The organism is Hymenobacter translucens (assembly GCF_020685205.1).
Taxonomy (GTDB): Bacteria; Bacteroidota; Bacteroidia; order Cytophagales; family Hymenobacteraceae; genus Hymenobacter; species Hymenobacter translucens.
This window is the reverse complement of sequence record NZ_JAJERB010000010.1, coordinates 82163-99073: the sequence shown is the minus strand read 5'-3', so window position 1 is coordinate 99073 and position 16911 is coordinate 82163. Positions and strand designations below refer to the sequence as shown.

The 16911-nt window shown below is 60.3% G+C and carries 14 protein-coding genes; 3 read left to right on the top strand and 11 right to left on the bottom strand.

Annotation, left to right across the window (positions count from 1 at the left end):
- Positions 1-6 precede the first annotated feature (6 nt).
- The 4 genes from LJY25_RS19005 to LJY25_RS18990 form a co-directional block, all read right to left on the bottom strand.
- Positions 7-1044, bottom strand: coding sequence for an FAD binding domain-containing protein (locus LJY25_RS19005; protein WP_227610067.1), 1038 nt, complete (start codon positions 1042-1044; stop codon positions 7-9).
- A gap of 19 nt (positions 1045-1063) precedes the next feature.
- A complete protein-coding gene (locus tag LJY25_RS19000; protein WP_227610066.1) occupies positions 1064-1651 on the bottom strand; it encodes a (2Fe-2S)-binding protein in 588 nt (195 codons plus the stop codon).
- Between the two features lie 388 nt (positions 1652-2039).
- Entirely contained in the window at positions 2040-2708 is a 669-nt protein-coding gene (locus LJY25_RS18995) for an EthD domain-containing protein (RefSeq protein WP_227610065.1), read from the bottom strand.
- Between the two features lie 111 nt (positions 2709-2819).
- Positions 2820-3389: a recombinase family protein gene (locus LJY25_RS18990; protein WP_227610064.1), complete on the bottom strand. Its 570-nt coding sequence runs from the start codon at positions 3387-3389 to the stop codon at positions 2820-2822.
- Between the two features lie 151 nt (positions 3390-3540).
- On the opposite strand from LJY25_RS18990, the gene LJY25_RS18985 reads away from it, so the two are divergent.
- On the top strand, positions 3541-6516 hold the full coding sequence (locus LJY25_RS18985) for a Tn3 family transposase (RefSeq protein WP_227610063.1): 2976 nt from the start codon (positions 3541-3543) through the stop codon (positions 6514-6516).
- A gap of 93 nt (positions 6517-6609) precedes the next feature.
- On the opposite strand, the gene LJY25_RS18980 is transcribed toward LJY25_RS18985, so the two are convergent.
- Together LJY25_RS18980 and LJY25_RS18975 are read right to left on the bottom strand one after the other, a co-directional pair.
- Positions 6610-7116 (bottom strand): hypothetical protein, encoded by a 507-nt coding sequence (locus LJY25_RS18980; RefSeq protein ID WP_227610062.1) that lies wholly within the window; start codon positions 7114-7116, stop codon positions 6610-6612.
- A 10-nt stretch (positions 7117-7126) separates the two neighbouring features.
- The gene (locus tag LJY25_RS18975) at positions 7127-8284 is read right to left on the bottom strand and encodes a zinc-dependent alcohol dehydrogenase (RefSeq protein ID WP_227610061.1); all 1158 of its coding nucleotides are present in this window, start codon (positions 8282-8284) and stop codon (positions 7127-7129) included.
- A gap of 689 nt (positions 8285-8973) precedes the next feature.
- Here LJY25_RS18975 and LJY25_RS18970 point away from each other — a divergent pair.
- Positions 8974-9204 (top strand): hypothetical protein, encoded by a 231-nt coding sequence (locus LJY25_RS18970; RefSeq protein WP_227610060.1) that lies wholly within the window; start codon positions 8974-8976, stop codon positions 9202-9204.
- Positions 9205-9487: 283 nt separating this feature from the next.
- On the opposite strand, the gene LJY25_RS18965 is transcribed toward LJY25_RS18970, so the two are convergent.
- Entirely contained in the window at positions 9488-9826 is a 339-nt protein-coding gene (locus LJY25_RS18965; RefSeq protein ID WP_227610059.1) for a T9SS type A sorting domain-containing protein, read from the bottom strand.
- A 37-nt stretch (positions 9827-9863) separates the two neighbouring features.
- On the bottom strand, positions 9864-12935 hold the full coding sequence (locus tag LJY25_RS18960; protein WP_227610058.1) for a Tn3 family transposase: 3072 nt from the start codon (positions 12933-12935) through the stop codon (positions 9864-9866).
- A 193-nt stretch (positions 12936-13128) separates the two neighbouring features.
- On the opposite strand from LJY25_RS18960, the gene LJY25_RS18955 reads away from it, so the two are divergent.
- Entirely contained in the window at positions 13129-13740 is a 612-nt protein-coding gene (locus LJY25_RS18955) for a recombinase family protein (RefSeq protein WP_227610057.1), read from the top strand.
- Between the two features lie 374 nt (positions 13741-14114).
- On the opposite strand, the gene LJY25_RS18950 is transcribed toward LJY25_RS18955, so the two are convergent.
- The 3 genes from LJY25_RS18950 to LJY25_RS18940 all read right to left on the bottom strand — a co-directional run bounded on the left by LJY25_RS18950 (position 14115) and on the right by LJY25_RS18940 (position 16871).
- On the bottom strand, positions 14115-14585 hold the full coding sequence (locus LJY25_RS18950) for a LexA family protein (RefSeq protein WP_227610056.1): 471 nt from the start codon (positions 14583-14585) through the stop codon (positions 14115-14117).
- 182 nt (positions 14586-14767) lie between these two features.
- Entirely contained in the window at positions 14768-15133 is a 366-nt protein-coding gene (locus LJY25_RS18945; RefSeq protein ID WP_227610055.1) for a hypothetical protein, read from the bottom strand.
- 49 nt (positions 15134-15182) lie between these two features.
- Positions 15183-16871 carry an LlaJI family restriction endonuclease gene (locus LJY25_RS18940; protein ID WP_227610054.1) on the bottom strand — a complete coding sequence of 563 codons (1689 nt, stop codon included), beginning with the start codon at positions 16869-16871 and terminating at the stop codon, positions 15183-15185.
- Positions 16872-16911: the final 40 nt, after the last annotated feature.

Sequence of the window (16911 nt, the reverse complement as noted above, 5' to 3'; positions counted from 1 at the left end):
ACTAGCTTACGGATTAGAATTTAAAAACACGTTCGGGTTCACTACCTGGCTCATCTCGGTGGATTGCTTGAGCGCCCGCACAATGGCGCGCTTGCCCAGCTCAATCTTAAACGAATTGTGCAGCGAGCCTTCACCGTAGCCTTTGGCCTCGGCAAATACCTTGGCAGCCACTTGGCGGAACAAGTCGGGCGAGGCCGTTTGGCCTTCCAGCATCTTTTCAGCCTCTTGGTCGCGCCAGGGCTTGTGGGCCACGCCACCGAGGGCAAAGCGGGCCTTCTCGATAGTGTTGCCGTTCATTTTCAGTCCTACGGCCACGCTCACCAGCGCAAACGCGTAGCTGCTGCGGTCGCGCAGCTTGAGGTAGGTGAAGTGGTCAGCGTAGCCTTCCTCGGGCAAGTCGATAGCCGTTACCAGCTCGCCCGGCTTCAAGGTGTTGTCCTTCTCGGGGTGGTCGCCGGGCAGGCGGTGGTAGTCGTCGAACTTGATGGTGCGCTCGCCGTCAGGGCCTTGCACGCGCACCACGGCCTCTAGGGCCGCCAGGGCCACGCACATGTCGCTGGGCTGGGTGGCAATGCAGCTTTCGCTGGTGCCCAGTACGCCGCACACGCGGTTGGGGCCGGTGAGGGCTGAGCAACCGGTGCCGGGCTCGCGCTTGTTGCAGGGCGTGGCCAGGTCGTAGAAGTAGTAGCAGCGGGTGCGCTGATTGAGGTTGCCGCCGTTGGTTGCCGCGTTGCGCAGCTGCGGCGTGGCCCCGGCCAGGATGGTCTGGCTCAGCAGCGGGTAGCGCTTTTCTACCTCGGGGTGCCAGGCCGTATCGGCGTTGGTAGCCAGCGCGCCCAGGCGCAGGCCGCCATCGGGCAGGCTCGTGATGTCGGTGAGCGGCAGCAAACCCAGGCTGGTGAGGTGGGTCGGCCGCTCGAGGTTGTACTTCATCAAGTCCACGAGGTTGGTGCCGCCGCCTAGGTAGGCTGCGCCGTCGTGGCTGGTAAGGTCGCGCACAGCCTCGTCGGCGGCCGTGGCTTGGGTAAGGGTGAAGCTATTCATAAGGAGCTAAGGCTAAGAGTTATTCGACCGAGCTGGCTTTGGTAGACGCTACCGGGACGGTGATGAGTACGCCGTTATCCACCACAGCCTCGCCGTCGTGCAGCACTTCCATCACAGCCGACAAGATGTTGGTGTAAGCGCCGCAGCGGCACAGGTTGCCGCTCATGTGTTCGCGCACCTCATCCTCAGTTTTGCAGCGACCCTCGTTAATAAGGCCCTGCGCCGAGCAAATCTGGCCCGGCGTGCAGTAGCCGCACTGAAAGGCGTCGTGGTCTACAAACGCCTGTTGCAGCGGCGAGAGGTTATCCTCGGTGCCTAGGCCCTCGATGGTCTGAATTTTCTTGCCCTGGTACACTGTCGCCAGCGCCAGGCACGAATTGATGCGCTTGCCATCAACGAGTACGGTGCAGGCGCCGCACTGGCCGTGGTCGCAGCCTTTTTTGGTGCCAGTCAGGTCCAGGTACTCGCGCAGGGCGTCGAGCAGGCTGGTCCAGGGTGCAATCTGGATGGTGCGGTCCTGGCCATTGACGTTGAGCGTGACCGACTGGGCGGGCACCACGCGGGGCGCGGTTTTGTCGAGCGGCTCTTGGATGAATTGTAGACTCATGGAGCAGTAGGATAGAAGAAGTGGAGCGAGCAGCTACCTGGGGCAGCTAACTAGGCAGTTCTTCTACGCTACGGCTTAGCCTTGACCTTTGATGTTTTAAAACAATCTAAATAAGCCTATTACTTCGACTGTTAATAGGCTAGTGGCCTGTCTTTCAAGTTGCTTGGAAATTTAGTGGCTAGATGCCAAGCCTTAATCTTTTGTGAAATGCACCCACAAGTGGCAGTAGCTTAGCGTTATGTGAGCGTGTATATAACGAAGAAAATCAATCAGTTGATTTGCATTATGAAGCCCTAGGATAGGCTGCCCGCTTCTCCTACGGCACTCAGCCAGTGAACGGAGGACCGGGCGAACAACTACCCTAGGGCTCGTGGGGCGCAATAAACCCCTAGTAACGAGTGGCTAACTCGGGCAACAAGTGGTTGATAACGCTATAGTTTAAGCCGGTCCAGTACTCGGAGCGGGCGGCATCGGTGAAGGTGGCTTCGTCGGCGGCTAGGGTTCGGTAGTCGTCGGTGACCAAGAAGTCCTCCACGTCGTTGATGGACGCGAAGGCTAGCACCGAGATGGCGTCAATCAGCTCGCCCTCGGGGTCGGGCTGCTGGCTCGAGCCGATATTGTGCAGCTGAGCATAGCGGCGCACGTACTGGTGGGTGACGGGCTGGGCCAGCACCAGCGGCGCGTGTTGCCGCAGCAGTCGCTCCTGGAAAGCCTCGCGGCTCAGCTCGGGCCGGCGGTAGTGCAGCCGCACTAGGCTGATGGGGTCGCGGTGGCGCGGGCTAGGCAGCAGAATATACTCGCGGGTAATCTCGCGCGTCACCAACCGAAACGCCGTTTGCTCGTCGGCAATAATGCGCTCGGCATACTGCGGCTGCTTTAGCACTCGATTGATATCAGCTTCGGCGGCGTAGGCGATGTAGGCAAAGCCGTCGAAGCGGGGGCGCTGGTAGGCGGGCACGCGGGCGTAGGGGTCGGCTACGAGCTTGCCATCGGGCTCGGTCATGGCCAGGTAGGGCGGGTGGAAAAACGACGACGGCCCGCCCGCAATGCGGTGCACCTGGTCGTAGCGCAGTACCGGCTCGTTGTCGGTGCCGGGTTCCTCGTAGGCGGCCTTCTTATAGCAGCGGGGGGATAAAATTACTCTAAGCCCTTTGGGACAGTCATACTGTTAGGTAAGTGCGGCCTGCAGGTGCTTGCGGTATCGTTTGACGCTGGAGAGGCTGATGCCGGTCAGTTCCACGGTTTCGGCCACGGACAGGCCTTTTTCCAACGCCTTTTTTACTTTGCCCAGGTTCTCGGCGTCGAGCCCCTTGGGCCGGCCGATGTGTTTGCCCTGGGCAGCGGCCAGCTGCTGGCCGGCCTTTGTCTTCTCCAGGATGCTCTCGCGGTCGTATTCGGCCAGCGAGGCGAAGATGGAGAGCATAAACTTGCCCGCGGGCGTCGTGGTGTCGATACCCAGGTCCAGGGCCTTGAAGTGGATGCCGCGTTGGTGAAACGAGTTGACCAAGTGAATCACATGGTCGCGGCTGCGGCCCAGGCGGAAGAAGCGCGCCACGAGCACCGTGTCGCCTTCGCGTAGCAGTCCCAGCAGCTCATCGAGCGCGGGTCGCTGCAGGCTCATGCCGGTGATCTTGTCCTGAAAGATGCGGTCGCACCCGGCCTTAGCCAGGATATCAAGCTGCGTGTCCAGGTTCTGGTCGACAGTGGAAACGCGGGCGTAGCCAAAGGTTTTGTTCATGTGGGGTCATAAAGTCAGGTTCACAAAGATAAACCCCTGTTTATTTTTGGCCCGACTTTTTGGCCCTATCTTTTCGACCACTTGTCCTGGGGGCAAGGCTTGGGGAAGCATGGTTCAGGAAGCTTTGGCTTTTTGACCCACGCCCAGACGTATGATTTCCCCCTTTCTCACCGCGCCCGAACGCCAGGGCTACCAGCAGGTGCCGGCCACGCTGAGCGAAACCGACCTGCGCCAGCACTTCCACCTGACGGGAGCCGACCGTGAATTCATCCAGCGGCAGCGCCGCGACGGCAACCGCCTGGGCTGCGCCGTGCAGCTGGGCTTGGTGCGCCTGATGGGCTACCTGCCCGAGGACTGGTTCGAGCAGGTGCCGGCGCCCGTGGCCGCCTTTGTCGGCCAGCAGCTGGGCATCGCGCCGGACGCGCTGGCCAGCTACGGCGAACGAGCCGCCACCCGCAGCGAGCACCTGCAGCTGGTGCTGCGGCACCTGGGCTACCGCAAGTGGCAGCCGCTGGACAGCCCCGGCCTGGAAGCCTGGTTGCTGGAACGGGCCCTGGAGCACGACCAGCCGCGCTTGCTATTGCAGGCTGCCTGCCAGAAGCTGCACCAGGACCGCCTGCTACGGCCGGCTATCTCCGTGCTGGAGCTGCTGGTGAGTCAGGCGCTGCTGCAAACCGACGCGGCCACCTACCAGCGCTTGGCCCCGCTGCTCAGGCCGGCGGTGGAAGCGCAGCTCGACGCGCTGCTGGTGCCGGACCCGGCGTTGCGCGTGACCCCGCACCGCTGGCTGTGCCAGCCGGCGACGGCCAACACACCCGCGGCCATCAACCAGGCCCTGGCCAAGCTGGACTTCCTGCACCAGCTGGGCCTGGCCGACTGGGACACGAGCGGGCTGAACGCCAACCGGCGCAAGCGCCTGGCCCACCGGGCGCGCCACCGCACCAGCCAGGCCATCGGCCGTTACGCGCCGGCCAAACGCTACCCGCTGCTGGTGGCCTTCGTGCTGGAAACCTACCGCGACGTGCTCGATGCGGTGCTGACCATGTTCAGCGACTACTGGGCGCTGGCCCAACGCAAAGCGCAGCGCGAGCACGAAGCCCACCTGCTGGCCATCCGCCAGGCCCGCGAAACGGCCCTGCGCGTCTTCGCCCAGGTGGCGCGCACGGTGGTCGACGAGCAGATACCGGCGGGGCTCGTACGGGAAGCCGTGTTCGAGACCATTCCCCGGGAGCAAGTAGAGCGGGCCCTGCAGGCCTACTACGCCCTGAGTGATACCCGACTGGATTCGCCCCTGGCCTTTTTGGTGCGGCGCTACGCGCACCTGAAGCAGTTTTCCGCCCGTCTGTTGCGGCAAGTTTCGTTTGCCAGCGCCTTTGCCGGCGACCACTTCGCCGAAGCCCTGGGTTTAGTGGTAGACTTGCAAACCGGGGCCCGGCGCAAACTGCCGGCCGATGCGCCGACCGATTTCATTACCCCCTCCTGGCACGGATTTGTGCACCCGCAGCAGGCCCCAGAGCGGTTACCCTACGAGTTGTGCGTGCTGGCCACCTTGCGCGAGCGGCTGCGCTCAGGCGACGTGTTCGTGCCCGGCTCGCGCAAATACGCCGACCTGGAGAGCTACCTGATTCCGGCTGCCCAGTGGCCCGGCCTGCGCGGGGAAGTGCTGCGCCAGCTGGGCCTGCCGGAGGATCCCAGCCAGCGCCTGCACGCCCGTTTGGCCGAACTCGAAGCGCTGCTGCCACAGGTCACGGCCCTGCTGGCCGAAGGCGGGGAAGTACGCCTGGAAGACGGCGAACTGGTGCTCACGGCACTGCAAGCGGAAGAACTACCCGCCTCGCTCCAGGCGCTGGACGAACAGATTCGGGCGCGCATGCCAGCCGTGGAGCTGACCGACATTTTAGTGGAAGTGGACGGCTGGACCGGCTTCTCCGAGCTGCTGCGCGAGGCGTCAGCCAGTGGCCAGGAGGGCCCCGAACCCGTCTATGCGGCCCTGTTGGCCGCTGCCTGCAACATCCCGTTGTCTGACATGGCCCGCAGCACGGGCCTGGAATACCAAACGGTGTGGTGGGCCACGAACCAATTCCTGCACGAGCAGCCGCTGCGGGCGGCCACCACCCGCGTGGTCAACCAGCAGCACCGCCAGTGGCTGGCCCAGCACTGGGGCGGCGGGGGCCTGTCGTCCTCCGACGGCCAGCGCTTCCCCGTCAGCGGGGCCGTGCGCAACGCCAGAGCCCTGCCGCGCTACTTCGGCTACGGCCGCGGTGTCACGTTTTATACCCACACGGCTGACCACTACGCCCAGTACGGCAGCAAGGTCATCCCGGCCACCGAGCGCGACGCGACCTACGTGCTGGACGAAGTGCTGGGCAACGAGACCGACGTGGTCATCGTCGAGCACGCCACCGATACGCACGGCTACACGGACCTGATTTTCGGACTCTTTGACCTGCTGGGCCTGCAGTACTCGCCGCGCCTGCGCGACATCGGCGACCAGAAGCTCTGCCGCATCCGGGGCCGGGAGCTGAGCTATCCGGGCCTGCACTTCACGGGCCACGTGCAGCCCGGCTACATCGAGGCGCGCCTGGACGACCTGCTGCGAATAGCCGGCTCGTTTAAGCTGGGCTACGTGACGGCCTCGCTCTTCATCAGCAAGTTGCAAGCCTACCCGCGCCAGCACAACCTGACCTACGTGCTGCAGCAGTACGGGCGGCTCATCAAAACCAATTTCATCCTGCGCTACCTGCTCCGTCAACCCTTGCGACGCAAGATTCACGTGCAGCTCAACAAGGGCGAGCGGCTGCATGCGCTGCGGGTGTTTCTCTGGTTTGGCGGCGACGGGCTCATCCGCCGCAAACAGGAAGAAGCCCAACAGGAGGTCGTGGGGGCCCTGAACTTGGTCACCAACCTGGTGGTGCTCTGGAACACGGTTTACCTGCAGCAGGTGGTGCAAACGCTGCGGGCCGAAGGCGTGGAGGTGCGCGACGAGGACCTGGCCCGGCTCTCGCCCGCCCGCTACGAGCACATCAACCGCCTGGGCAAGTACACCTTCCCCAGCCAGGTGGAAGTAGAGCCCAATGGGCTGCGCAGCCTGCGAAAGCCATCGGAAGAAGCCCCGATGAGAGCTTAGAGTAATTTTATCCCCCCGCTGCTATAAGAAGGCCGTTTAGGATTAATGCTAGCTTGTGTCGCGGTTGTAACGGTCGCCCGAGCAGGCCACGCGCTAGCCCCGCTTTGGCTTTGAACCCTTGTTATTTGACGCCACCAAGTACACCACGCCGGCTGTCAGGGCGGCCACGGTGCCGAGCTTAATGAAAAGACTCTTCTTGTCGTGTTTCCATTCGGAGTTGTACCCCTTCTCGGCCCAGATATTGGGCACCGTGCCATGCGCCAGGTCATCCAACAGGCCTTCCACCACATTCACCTTGTCGGCCATCACCAGGGGCAGCCAGTGGAGGTAGCTGTTTTCGCTGTACTTGAAGGCGAAGCGCCGAATCATGCCGCTCAGGCCGGACGGCGGCACCGAGTTGCCGACCACGGCCGTGTAGTCGGGCCGCTCGATGGAGTGCAGCACTTCCCGGTCAAGAACCTGTTGGGTGGGCCGCTGCCAGGAGCGGCCGTCGTGTTCCTCGCCGGTGCGGTGCCGGTTCGGATACGTGGGGTCGTTTTTGGGGTCGGCATCAATGCCCCAGCCGGGGATGTGGGCAAAATCTTGTGCGGTCTTTTTCATGAGGCGCGGCTTAGCGATTAGCAGTGGGGGGGATGAGGACCGTCTTGATGCAATTGTCAAGCTTGGCCGAAAAAATGTGGTAGCCTTCGGCCACTTCCTCCAGGGGAATGCGGTGGGTTATCAGCAAGCTGGGCTTGAGGATTCCGTTCATCACGTGGTCAATCATGCGGGGCAGGTGGCGCTTCACCGAGGCCTGGTTGGCCCGAATGGTCAGGCCCTTGTTGAGCACGTTGCCGATGGGAATGAGGTTGTCGGTCGGTCCGTACACGCCCACAATGGAGATTACGCCGCCTTTCCGCACCGCGTTGATGGCCCAGTGCAGCGCCGTGGCCGAGCCACCCTGGAGCAGTAACTTGCGCCCGGTGATGGTTTGCATGACGTTGCCTTCGGCCTCGGCCCCCACGGCATCGATGCAGGCATCGGGGCCAATCCAATCGGTGATTTTCTTCAGGAACATGACCGGGTCGTCCATGTCGGTTCGGAAGTTGTAGGCTTCGCACTTGGCGAAGTTCTTGGCAAATTCCAGCCGGTAGTCGTACTGGTCGAGGATGATCACGCGGCCCGCGCCGAACAGCCAGCAGCACCGCGCCGCCATAATGCCCACCGGGCCTGCGCCAAACACCACCACCGTATCGCCGGGCTGAATGCCGGCCATTTCGGCGGCCTGGTAGCCGGTTGGCGTGATGTCGGTGAGCAGCACGGCGTCGTCGAGGTCCATGCCCACCGGAATCACCGTGGGACCGAAGTTGGCGTAGGGTACCCGGGCGTATTCGGCCTGGCCGCCGTTGTGGCCGCCCCCGGTATGCGAATACCCCAAAAAGCCGCCACCGGCCGTAGACTCGGAGTTAGACTCGTAGCAGTTGCCGTACATGCCCTGCTTGCAGCAGATACACCGACCGCAGGCAATGTTGAAGGGCACCATCACCCGGTCGCCCACTTTCACCTCGGTCACCTCGGCACCGATTTCCACGATTTCCCCAATGAATTCATGGCCAAACGTCATGCCGACGCGGGTATCCGGCACATTGCCGTTGTACAAGTGCAGGTCCGACCCGCAAATACACGTGCGTAAAACCTTCACAATCGCATCTTCGGGATGCAAAATTTCAGGCATGGGTTTTTGAACGGCGCGGACCCGCCTAGGGCCCCGAAAATCCATTGCTAACATTGGAAGACGCTTTAAAATTTACAAATAGAAAGGAAAACTATCCGTATACTCTCCTCCGATTCTTAAGTTGTGTCCGCTGCCCAAATCCGTGGGTCGAGTCGGGGGCTTTGCGTACGGGCCCCAAAGCAATTTGGCTTACCAAGCGAGTGCGGACACGGTGCTCGGCCTCCATGAAAAGGATGCGCTTTCCCACCGCGGGCGACGTTCACGAAACTTATCTCTGGACGAGGTTTCGTAAACTTTGAATCGTAGACGAGTTTCTTAAACTCGAAAACGGCAAACAGCCCCCTTGCCGCTCCAAATGGGTTCGGGCAACTGCCTGGTTTAGCGGTTCAGGAAAAGGAGCGTTCGAGTCAGACAGTGCATTATTACTTACTAGGCAGTCGAAGTGTCAAGGGGTAAGGAGTGCCCTTCTATCTTGCACCATGGTTTATCGGATTGGTTCATTTGTCTTCACTGGGCTGCTCTTGGGTGCCTGTGCATCTGACCGCTGTAACCCGCAGCAACGCAACCTTTCCCATGGTGGGCACCTCTACTTTAAGCTAGTTGATGCCCGCACGGGAGAACCGTTATGGGCCACCGATTCAGCCGCGCCCTCCCGCTATGTACTCGATTCAGCCCGGGTGTTTCGCGGCGAAGAACGGAGGTGGACTATCCATGATGAAGCGCGCCCCGGACAACTCGGGATTGTGGTGGAGGGCCTGGAGCGGGACAGCCTGCCACTGAAGACCGGTCTGGCCCAACGCTTCCTGCTCTGGCCCACCCGGTCCGATGCCGATACCATTGAGGTCCATTATTCCCTCCAAGAAAACGAGTGCGGCTTTCGCGAGTTTCGGCGCATCCACGTCCTCTACAACCGCACTACAGTATACGTTGACAGCGGCATCATCCGCATCCCCACCCTGACCTTTCGCAAGTAGAAAGTTTACTGAAACGGTAATTAGCATAACCGCAGTCCTTACCGGATTTTCGATTTTACTCTTGTACTATCCCTAACTGAGCTAGAACATCTAATGCGAGAAGGCGGTGATTATCGGAGGCTAATCCAGCCAAGAAAACCCTGACAATTGCTCCCGCGCAAAAGGCGGTCTGTCGAGTTACATTCCGCTTGGCAGACGATTACCTTATCAGCGTGGCGGGTGGGCTACGAAAAAGCCCCGCCGGCAAGTGCCAGCGGGGCTTTTCAATGGGTGCCTACGGCGACTAGTCGCGCACCAGGCGGCGGGTTTCCACGCCGTCGGTGTTGCGCAGGCGCAGCAGGTACACGCCCGTGGCCACATCCTTCAGGTTAAGGGTGTGGGTGCGGGTGGCGGTCCCGGCGTTGGCCGGCAGCAACTCGCTAATGAGCACCCGGCCCAGTGCATCCAGCACTGTGAGCTGGGTCGCGAGGCGATAGCCGGTCAGCTCCATGGTCATCTGGCCCGTAGGAGTAGGGTTCGGGTACATCTGCAGGCTGGCTCCAGCAATGCCGTTGCGGGCCGCTGTGATAACCAGCACTGCGGAAGGCAGCGACACACAGCCGTTGGCGTTGGTCGTCGTCACGGTGTAGTTGGCCTTGGTTAAAAGTTTGGTCCAAAAGTTAATCGGACGGGCCCGGAGCCTGCTCCCAGTTAAAAGCGTAGAGGGCTTCGAGGTCAAAGCGGAGGGAGTCTTTGAGGGCCTCGTCCGAGAAGTCGAATTCGCCGTGCAGGTTGAGGTGCTGCCAGCTCACGGGCGAGCTGGCGGCGATGGCGTCGGCCACCGCTTGGCGCTCGGCCGCCGGGGCCTGGAATAAGTACTGGTTTAAATAGAGGCAATTCCAGCACACAATCGCGTTCTGCACCAGTTGCTTGCAGGCATCGGCCAGCTGCTGCTCCTCCTTGCCGGCGTAGGGAATCTGGCCGTTTTGGCCGTAAAACACGGCCCGGGCGAAGGTATGGGTGCTTTCGAGCTTGTCCAGCTGGTCTTCGATGCGCTTGCGTAGGGCCTGGTCGTCCATGTAGCGGAGCAGGAATTCGGTGCGCACCACCCGGCCCAGTTCCCGCAGGGCCAGGTACACGGGGTGCTGTTGGGAATAGGAATTGAGTCGCCGCAGCAGGGTGGAGGCCGTCACGTGCTTCTGCTTGAGGCTGACGACCAGCCGTAAGAGTGTGTCCCACTGGTCCTCGATAAGGCCTTGGTCGATGTACTTGACGGGCGCCAGGCCGTAGGCCGTCAGGTCGGGCACGTCCATCCCGGCAAAGGCGTAGAGCTGCTGGTCCTGAAAAGACTGGATGCGGGGCGCGAATTCGATGCCCAGAAAGGCGGTGAGGGCGAAGTTGACTTCGGTGAAGCCGTGCGTGTCGGTGCTGTGAATGGTGGACTCGACCACGTCGTTGTGCAGCAGGCCGCCGACCAGGTACGGGGCTTCCCGCTCGGACGAGCTGAAGGTGGTGGAGTAGAAGAGACGGTGGCGGTCGTCGAGAAAGCCGTAGGAGACGATGCCCTTTTCCTGGCCGAAGTATTTATAGGAGTAGGTAGCGTGAATCGAATCCACGGCCACGTAGTACTTCTGCCCGTCGGAAGAGGTGTGGACCACCTCGGGGTGGCGTTTAAACAGGCGGCTGACGGGCAGCTTGCCGGTCAGCGCAATGACGGCGTCGTTGGCGCGGCGCAGGTTCTCCAGCGAGAAGTACCAGTTGACGGTGTTTTCCAGCGAGGCGAGCGCTACGTGCTTGGTGGCGTGGGCCATGCGCGTCAGGCCCAGGTTGCAGCCGTAGGCCATGAGGCCGGCAAAGAAGACGCGCTCGGCGGGCCGGGGCGGGCGGTTGCGGGGGCTCCAGTGTTCGAGGCAGTCGGTGAAGCGACACGCTTGCTGGACGGTGTGCAGCACCTCGTGCAGCGACACCAGCCCCGGCCCGGGAAACAGCGGCCGCGGGGCCGGTGCGTCCTCGTCCACGGGCCGGGCCGGCGTCAGGAAGCGGGGCCGGCCGCCCCCGGCGCGCGGGCGCATGCCGGGGTTGGTGCCGGCGGCCAGCCGCTCGCAGGTGCGGGCGAAGGCGGTGGCCAGCTTGGTCTGCCACTCGGCCAGCAAGGGCCCCGGTGCGCGCAGGTGCATCAAGTCGGTCCGGACGAGCAACGGGTCCCGCTGGCGCTCCCAGGCCGCGGCGTCCAATAAGTACGTGTCGAAGGGCCGGTAGCGCAGCGAGTGGGCCAGGTTCAGCTTGCCGGCTTTCAAGTGGTCGGCCACGTGGCCCGCCAGCAGGGCCTTGTAGAGGGTGACCGGGCTGTCGGCCTGGGCCAGGGCGGCCCGTTCGGCCGCTTTCAAAAAGCCGGTGGTGGGCGGGCTGCCGACCTGCCCGTCCCGCGCCCGGTACTGGGCCAGGGCCTGGGCCAAGGGGCTGTCCGCTGCGCCTTCGTACGCCACGGTCCGCAGAATCTCGCCCAGCCGGTGCTGGAGCTTGCGCGAGCGGTCGGCGATCACCTGGTAGTAAGGGCCGCTGGTGCTGCCCCCGCCCCCTTTGCGTAAGTGCTGGGCCGTCTGGCGGAGCTGCGCGAAGGCGGTCACGTCCGGCGTTTGCAGCCAGGCCAGCAGGGCCGCCACTTTCTCTTCGTTGGTGCGGGCAAACGAAAAGGCCACGTCTTCGAGCCGGGCCAGGGCCGCGCCGTGGCTGACCACCCCGTCGAGCACCTGGCGCAGCTGGTCGGCCGAGTCCTGCTGCTGGCGGTAGACGCGCTCCTGGGTTTCGCGCTGGGCGGCATTGCGGTGGGTCTGCACGGCCTGCAGCAGCGTTTCGGTGAGCAGGTCGCCCACCTGGTAATACTGGTAGACCACGAAGCAGAGCACCATCAGGTACTTCTTGTCGGCCTGCTGCTGCACCTGAAAAACCTGCGCCCGCTCCACGTAGCGGGCGTAGTAGCGGACCATTTCCTCCGACAACTCCAGGGCCTGCACCACGGGGTAGACCTGCGTAAACAGGGCGTGGAGCACCCCGTAGTCCTGTGCGTTGGCGCGGATGGCGGCCGGACGCATCAGTTCCAAGCGCCGCTTGAGGGTGGTCAGGCGGTAGGGGCGGTGGGAATGGGCCGGGGCGTCGTCGGGTGTAGTGAATAAGGCATCCAGCTGCTGGCGCAGGGCGGGCGTCAGGTGGTGCACCAGCTGGGTCGTGAGCTGGTGCTCGACCGTACGAAAGGCCTCGGTGACGAGACCGGCCAGGGCGGCGTAGGTCGGCAGTTCCCAGCGGTGGGCGCGGATGTAGTCGGCCGCGGAACGGAACACGGCCACCGGGTTCATCTGCTGACGCGCAAAATGCGTCACTTGCTGGCGCACGTCGGCTTCGGCCTGCTCGAAGGGCCGCACCCCGAACTGCTGCAAAATCTGCTCCCGGTGGTGGAAGCGGGTGGTTTTGTCGTAACGCGCCCACTCGACGGGTCCCAACTGGTAGCGCTGCTGTACATACACCCGATCCGCGGGCACGAACCGGTCGGCGGGAAAGAAACGCCCCGTGGCCTTGAAGTAGCCGACTTGCAACACGAAGCCGCCCCGGCTGTGTGGGGCCAGCAGCGAATCCAGAAACCGGGTGGCCCAGTCGGGCAAGGCGAAGAAGAGTTGCCGTTGTGGCGAATTGAAGACCGGGGGCTGGTCGAAGGCGCGACGCTGGGTCGCGTCGAGTAAGGGCAGGTGGCGGGCCATGGGGCAGGAAGTAAATCCTAAAAGTAGCCCGCCGGGTTGTACAGTGAAACGAACGTATTTCTGTACAAATAAGCAGGCGGCGCCCGCTGGGGTAAGGTAAAGCCAAAACCAGGCTATTTGGTACAGAAAACTTGTTCAGCAATCAAAGTACAAATAAGGGTACCTTCGCAACGGATAACCTGTACTTTGCCCCATGAAAATCGGCTACGCCCGCGTCTCCACCCGCGACCAGAACCTGGAACTGCAACTCGATGCGTTGAACAAAGCCGGCTGCGAAGTCATCTACCAGGAAAAGGTCTCGGGCGCCAGCACCAGCCGCCCGGAGCTGGAGCGGCTGCTGACGCAGCTACGCACCGGCGACACGGTTTACATCTACAAGCTGGACCGCCTGGGGCGCTCGCTCAAGCACCTGCTGCAGGTGGTGGGCGACTTCCAGCAGCTGGGCGTGGGCCTGGTTTCCCTCACCGATGCCATCAACACGACCTCCGCCCAGGGCCGGCTCGTGTTTAACTTGTTTGCCTCGCTGGCCGAGTTTGAGCGGGAGCTGATTCGCGAACGCACCCACGCCGGGCTGGCCGCGGCCCGGGCCCGGGGCCGGGTGGGCGGCCGCCAGCGGGGCCTCTCGGAGCAGGCCGAACGCACGGCCATCATCGCCGAAACGCTCTACCGCGAGCAGCAGCTTGGCGTCAACGAGATTGCCCAGCGCCTGAACATCTCCAAGGTTACCCTTTACAAGTACCTACGCCACCGAAAGGTGGTCATCCACGCCCACCGAACGCCGGCAGCGGCCAAGACCACCGATTAACTTTTGTACCAAACTTTTAACCAAGGCCAAACTTCAGCCCCAACACCGACCACGGTCCCTTTTGGGTCAAGCCTATCGGCATCCTTTGGCTTGGTCTGCATAACGGCGTTTGCGAAGGTTCACATGTGTTAGCCCTGTCATTCACGCTAGTCCTATTCCGCGTGATGCTCACGGAACCACCGTTCCCTCGCGGGTCAAGTGGGTTTCGGTCCATTGTCGGAAGGCTTGGCACGACTGGTTACCCAGCCGCACGTCTTCCTAGCGTACAACCAGTGGAATGGCTGGTTTTGTCCGGGGTTTCCCCCGGCAAAACAGTTCAGCATACGACTTTTCACGTCGCACAAAATTGTTGCAATCGACTAGGCCGAACATAGCTAATCAAGGCTTTGGACTAGCGCAGTCAGCTTACCGGGAATCAGCTCATGCACGACATGGGTAACCACTCCCCAAATCCGCAGCTCGTCCGTATCGGTAATCTCATAGGGCTGGTAGGCCGGATTTTCAGGTTTGAGCCACCATTTCTGCCCTTCGCGCACCAAGCGCTTTACCGTGCATTCGCCGTGCACCACGGCCACCACGATATGATTGTGGTCAGCTTCCATGTGCTTGTCCACGGCCAGCAGGTCGCCGGTATGGATTTCTGCGCCCGCCATGCTCTCCCCGCTAACCCGCAGCAGGTAGGTCGCGTCGGGATGCCGAAGTAGTAGCCGGTTTAAATCAAAGAGTCCTTCCAGGTGGTCCGAGGCCGGTGAAGGAAAGCCAGCGGGTACTAAGTAGCTAAATAGGGGGAGCAGGGATGGATTCAGGCTGAGTGCCGGCACAGGTATCAATTCAACGTTTTTCATGCAGCTGTAGCGTTTAATAGGCCGCAAGTATACGTTGTTGCTAATAAAATTAGTTTTGTAATGACTAATTAAATTGGCAGAATAGATTAATTATAGTGTTTAATAGTGATGATGTTGGATACCCTAAAGCTATGTGAGGGGTAGTTTTAACGTCCTCGCAATTTGGCAAATAAGGAAAGGGCTCACGTGTGGGCCAATTCTAAGTGAGCCTCGTCTTCGTTGAGTGCCAGACGCCAAAAAGTCAAGAACTGAAGCAGGGCGTATCCCGGTGGCCATGTTGTGGCATCTTCCGGGTCGTCGGTGTGCTCGCAGGCTAACTCCCAGACCAACTCCTCGGCATCCGCCCAAAAATTGGCCTTGCCAGGGCTACAGCCGGGAAATAAGGCATCCGGGCCATCATAAAACAGTTCCTTAAGACCCTGCGCATCGGCGGCTTCTTGCAGGGCTTGGACCGAGGGAAAAATGAGGGATGCAGGCGATTCCCACGTCGCCAGCGGCTCACCCATTGGGAAACCCTGCGCGTGCCGAAAATACAGGTGAATAGCCATTAGCAGCCCATCATATGTATAGAGAATGTAAGTCTATAGACGTTTCGCGTTAAGCAAGTAGCATCTTCGGCGACCAATCATTTAGTGATGCAGTGCGGCTCAATTCGGCCTTAAACATCGCAGATTCCTTATGGGGTATGGCGACCAACATAGACTCCGTATAGCCTGAGGGCCGATACATCCGGCCGATTAGCTTGCGGAAGTTTATCGTGACATACTCGTCCAGCGTGCCCGTGAGTGGCTGCAACTCAAAGAAGGCATACTCATCAGCCAAGTAGTGTAGTAGCTGTTCACGAAAGCGTTTATGTGCATCGCTTTGAAACCTAGCTATCTCACTTGCTTTGGGCGAGACATAAGCAGTTATTACGTACAAAAAGTTGATGTCGTATTGCTGAAGCAACAAGGTATCACGGTCAAATAACCGTGCGTGGAAATGATAGCTAGGGCTGTGGCTTTCCTTGAATTGTAGACCAGGGGTGCTAAAGCTTAGCTTTTTGTCATAGCTAGCGCTGATAAAGAAGTTAGGTGTTGGATTATACCCTTCTGTCAGCTCATCCCGATAGCGTAAAGGCGTAGGTAAGCTGCCTTTATTGAGACGCTTGATGTTCTCGAATATCAGATTGCGGGCGTATGTATATTGCTTATATACAGCTAGCTTCCCAACAGGTGCTCCTATCTTGTAGTACTTGCTATCCCCAATGTGATAAATAGTATCTATCTCGCTGGTGAGGTCTTTGTACTCATACAAATGGTCGATGATTTTGTCATCCTGCTGGGTTTTCAACCGCGCTGGCATTCGCGAACTGAATGGGTCCGATAGCAGTGAATCAATCATGTCCTCGAAGACAATGTTGAAATTGCGAACCAGCGTTTTCTCTTGCTTACTGATTTGAGCATTTAGTTGCTCTGCCTGCTCGTAATAAAGATGAAGCAGGTTCCACAACCTGACTAGCTGGTCGTTAAAATAGCGACCCCTTATCTGTTTCAGATGGCGTGTAGGAGCCTGTTTGAACTTACGGAAGGCATGCCTGGTAAGCGGTTCGTAAACCGAAGTGATTTCAATACGAAACCCGTATTCAGCTTTTAAGTCTGCGAGTGTGGAAACGAAAATGCGAATCAGCTCCTCGTCATAATTTATATGTTGCTGCTTAACAATTGGCTGTGAATAAACCGGGGTGCCATTCTGTATGAATGGAGTCGTGCGGTTTACTGTACGTGACCAGTTTACGGTTCTTTGCTGATTGGTATTGTATCGCTTTATAAAGGTCAATAACGATTGGTTCTCCCGGTAAAAGTGCAGCAGGCTTTGAATGACCTCAAGTGCTGACCGTCCGGGGCCTCCTTCGCGTGAGACGATATGAAGTTCTGTTTGCTGGATTAAATCGGTGCCTTTTTTGCGCCGGGCAAATTGTCCGATGGATTGATACAGCCAAACCGATATGCGAAACAAAAACTCTAACGTGCCGGAGTGCGCCAACTGGGCCCGTAGCTCGGGATTGGTAGAGAGCTGGAGTAGGTGTTCTGGCTCATAAATACCGAGGGCTTTATTGTCTTCCGATAAGAAGACTTTGGGTAGCATCACTACCGCTTGAGCCCCGGTCACGCCGGGGGTGGGGCCAAGGTATCCAATATGAATAACCTGAGCTTGCCCGTTTGACAATTCGCGAATGTAAGCATCCGACAGAACCGTGCGCAGCAGGTTGCTTGGGTAAGTGTAACCCTCAAATACAATGTTCATTGTCTAGCAAGCAGTATGCATTCACTGTTCTTTCGCATGT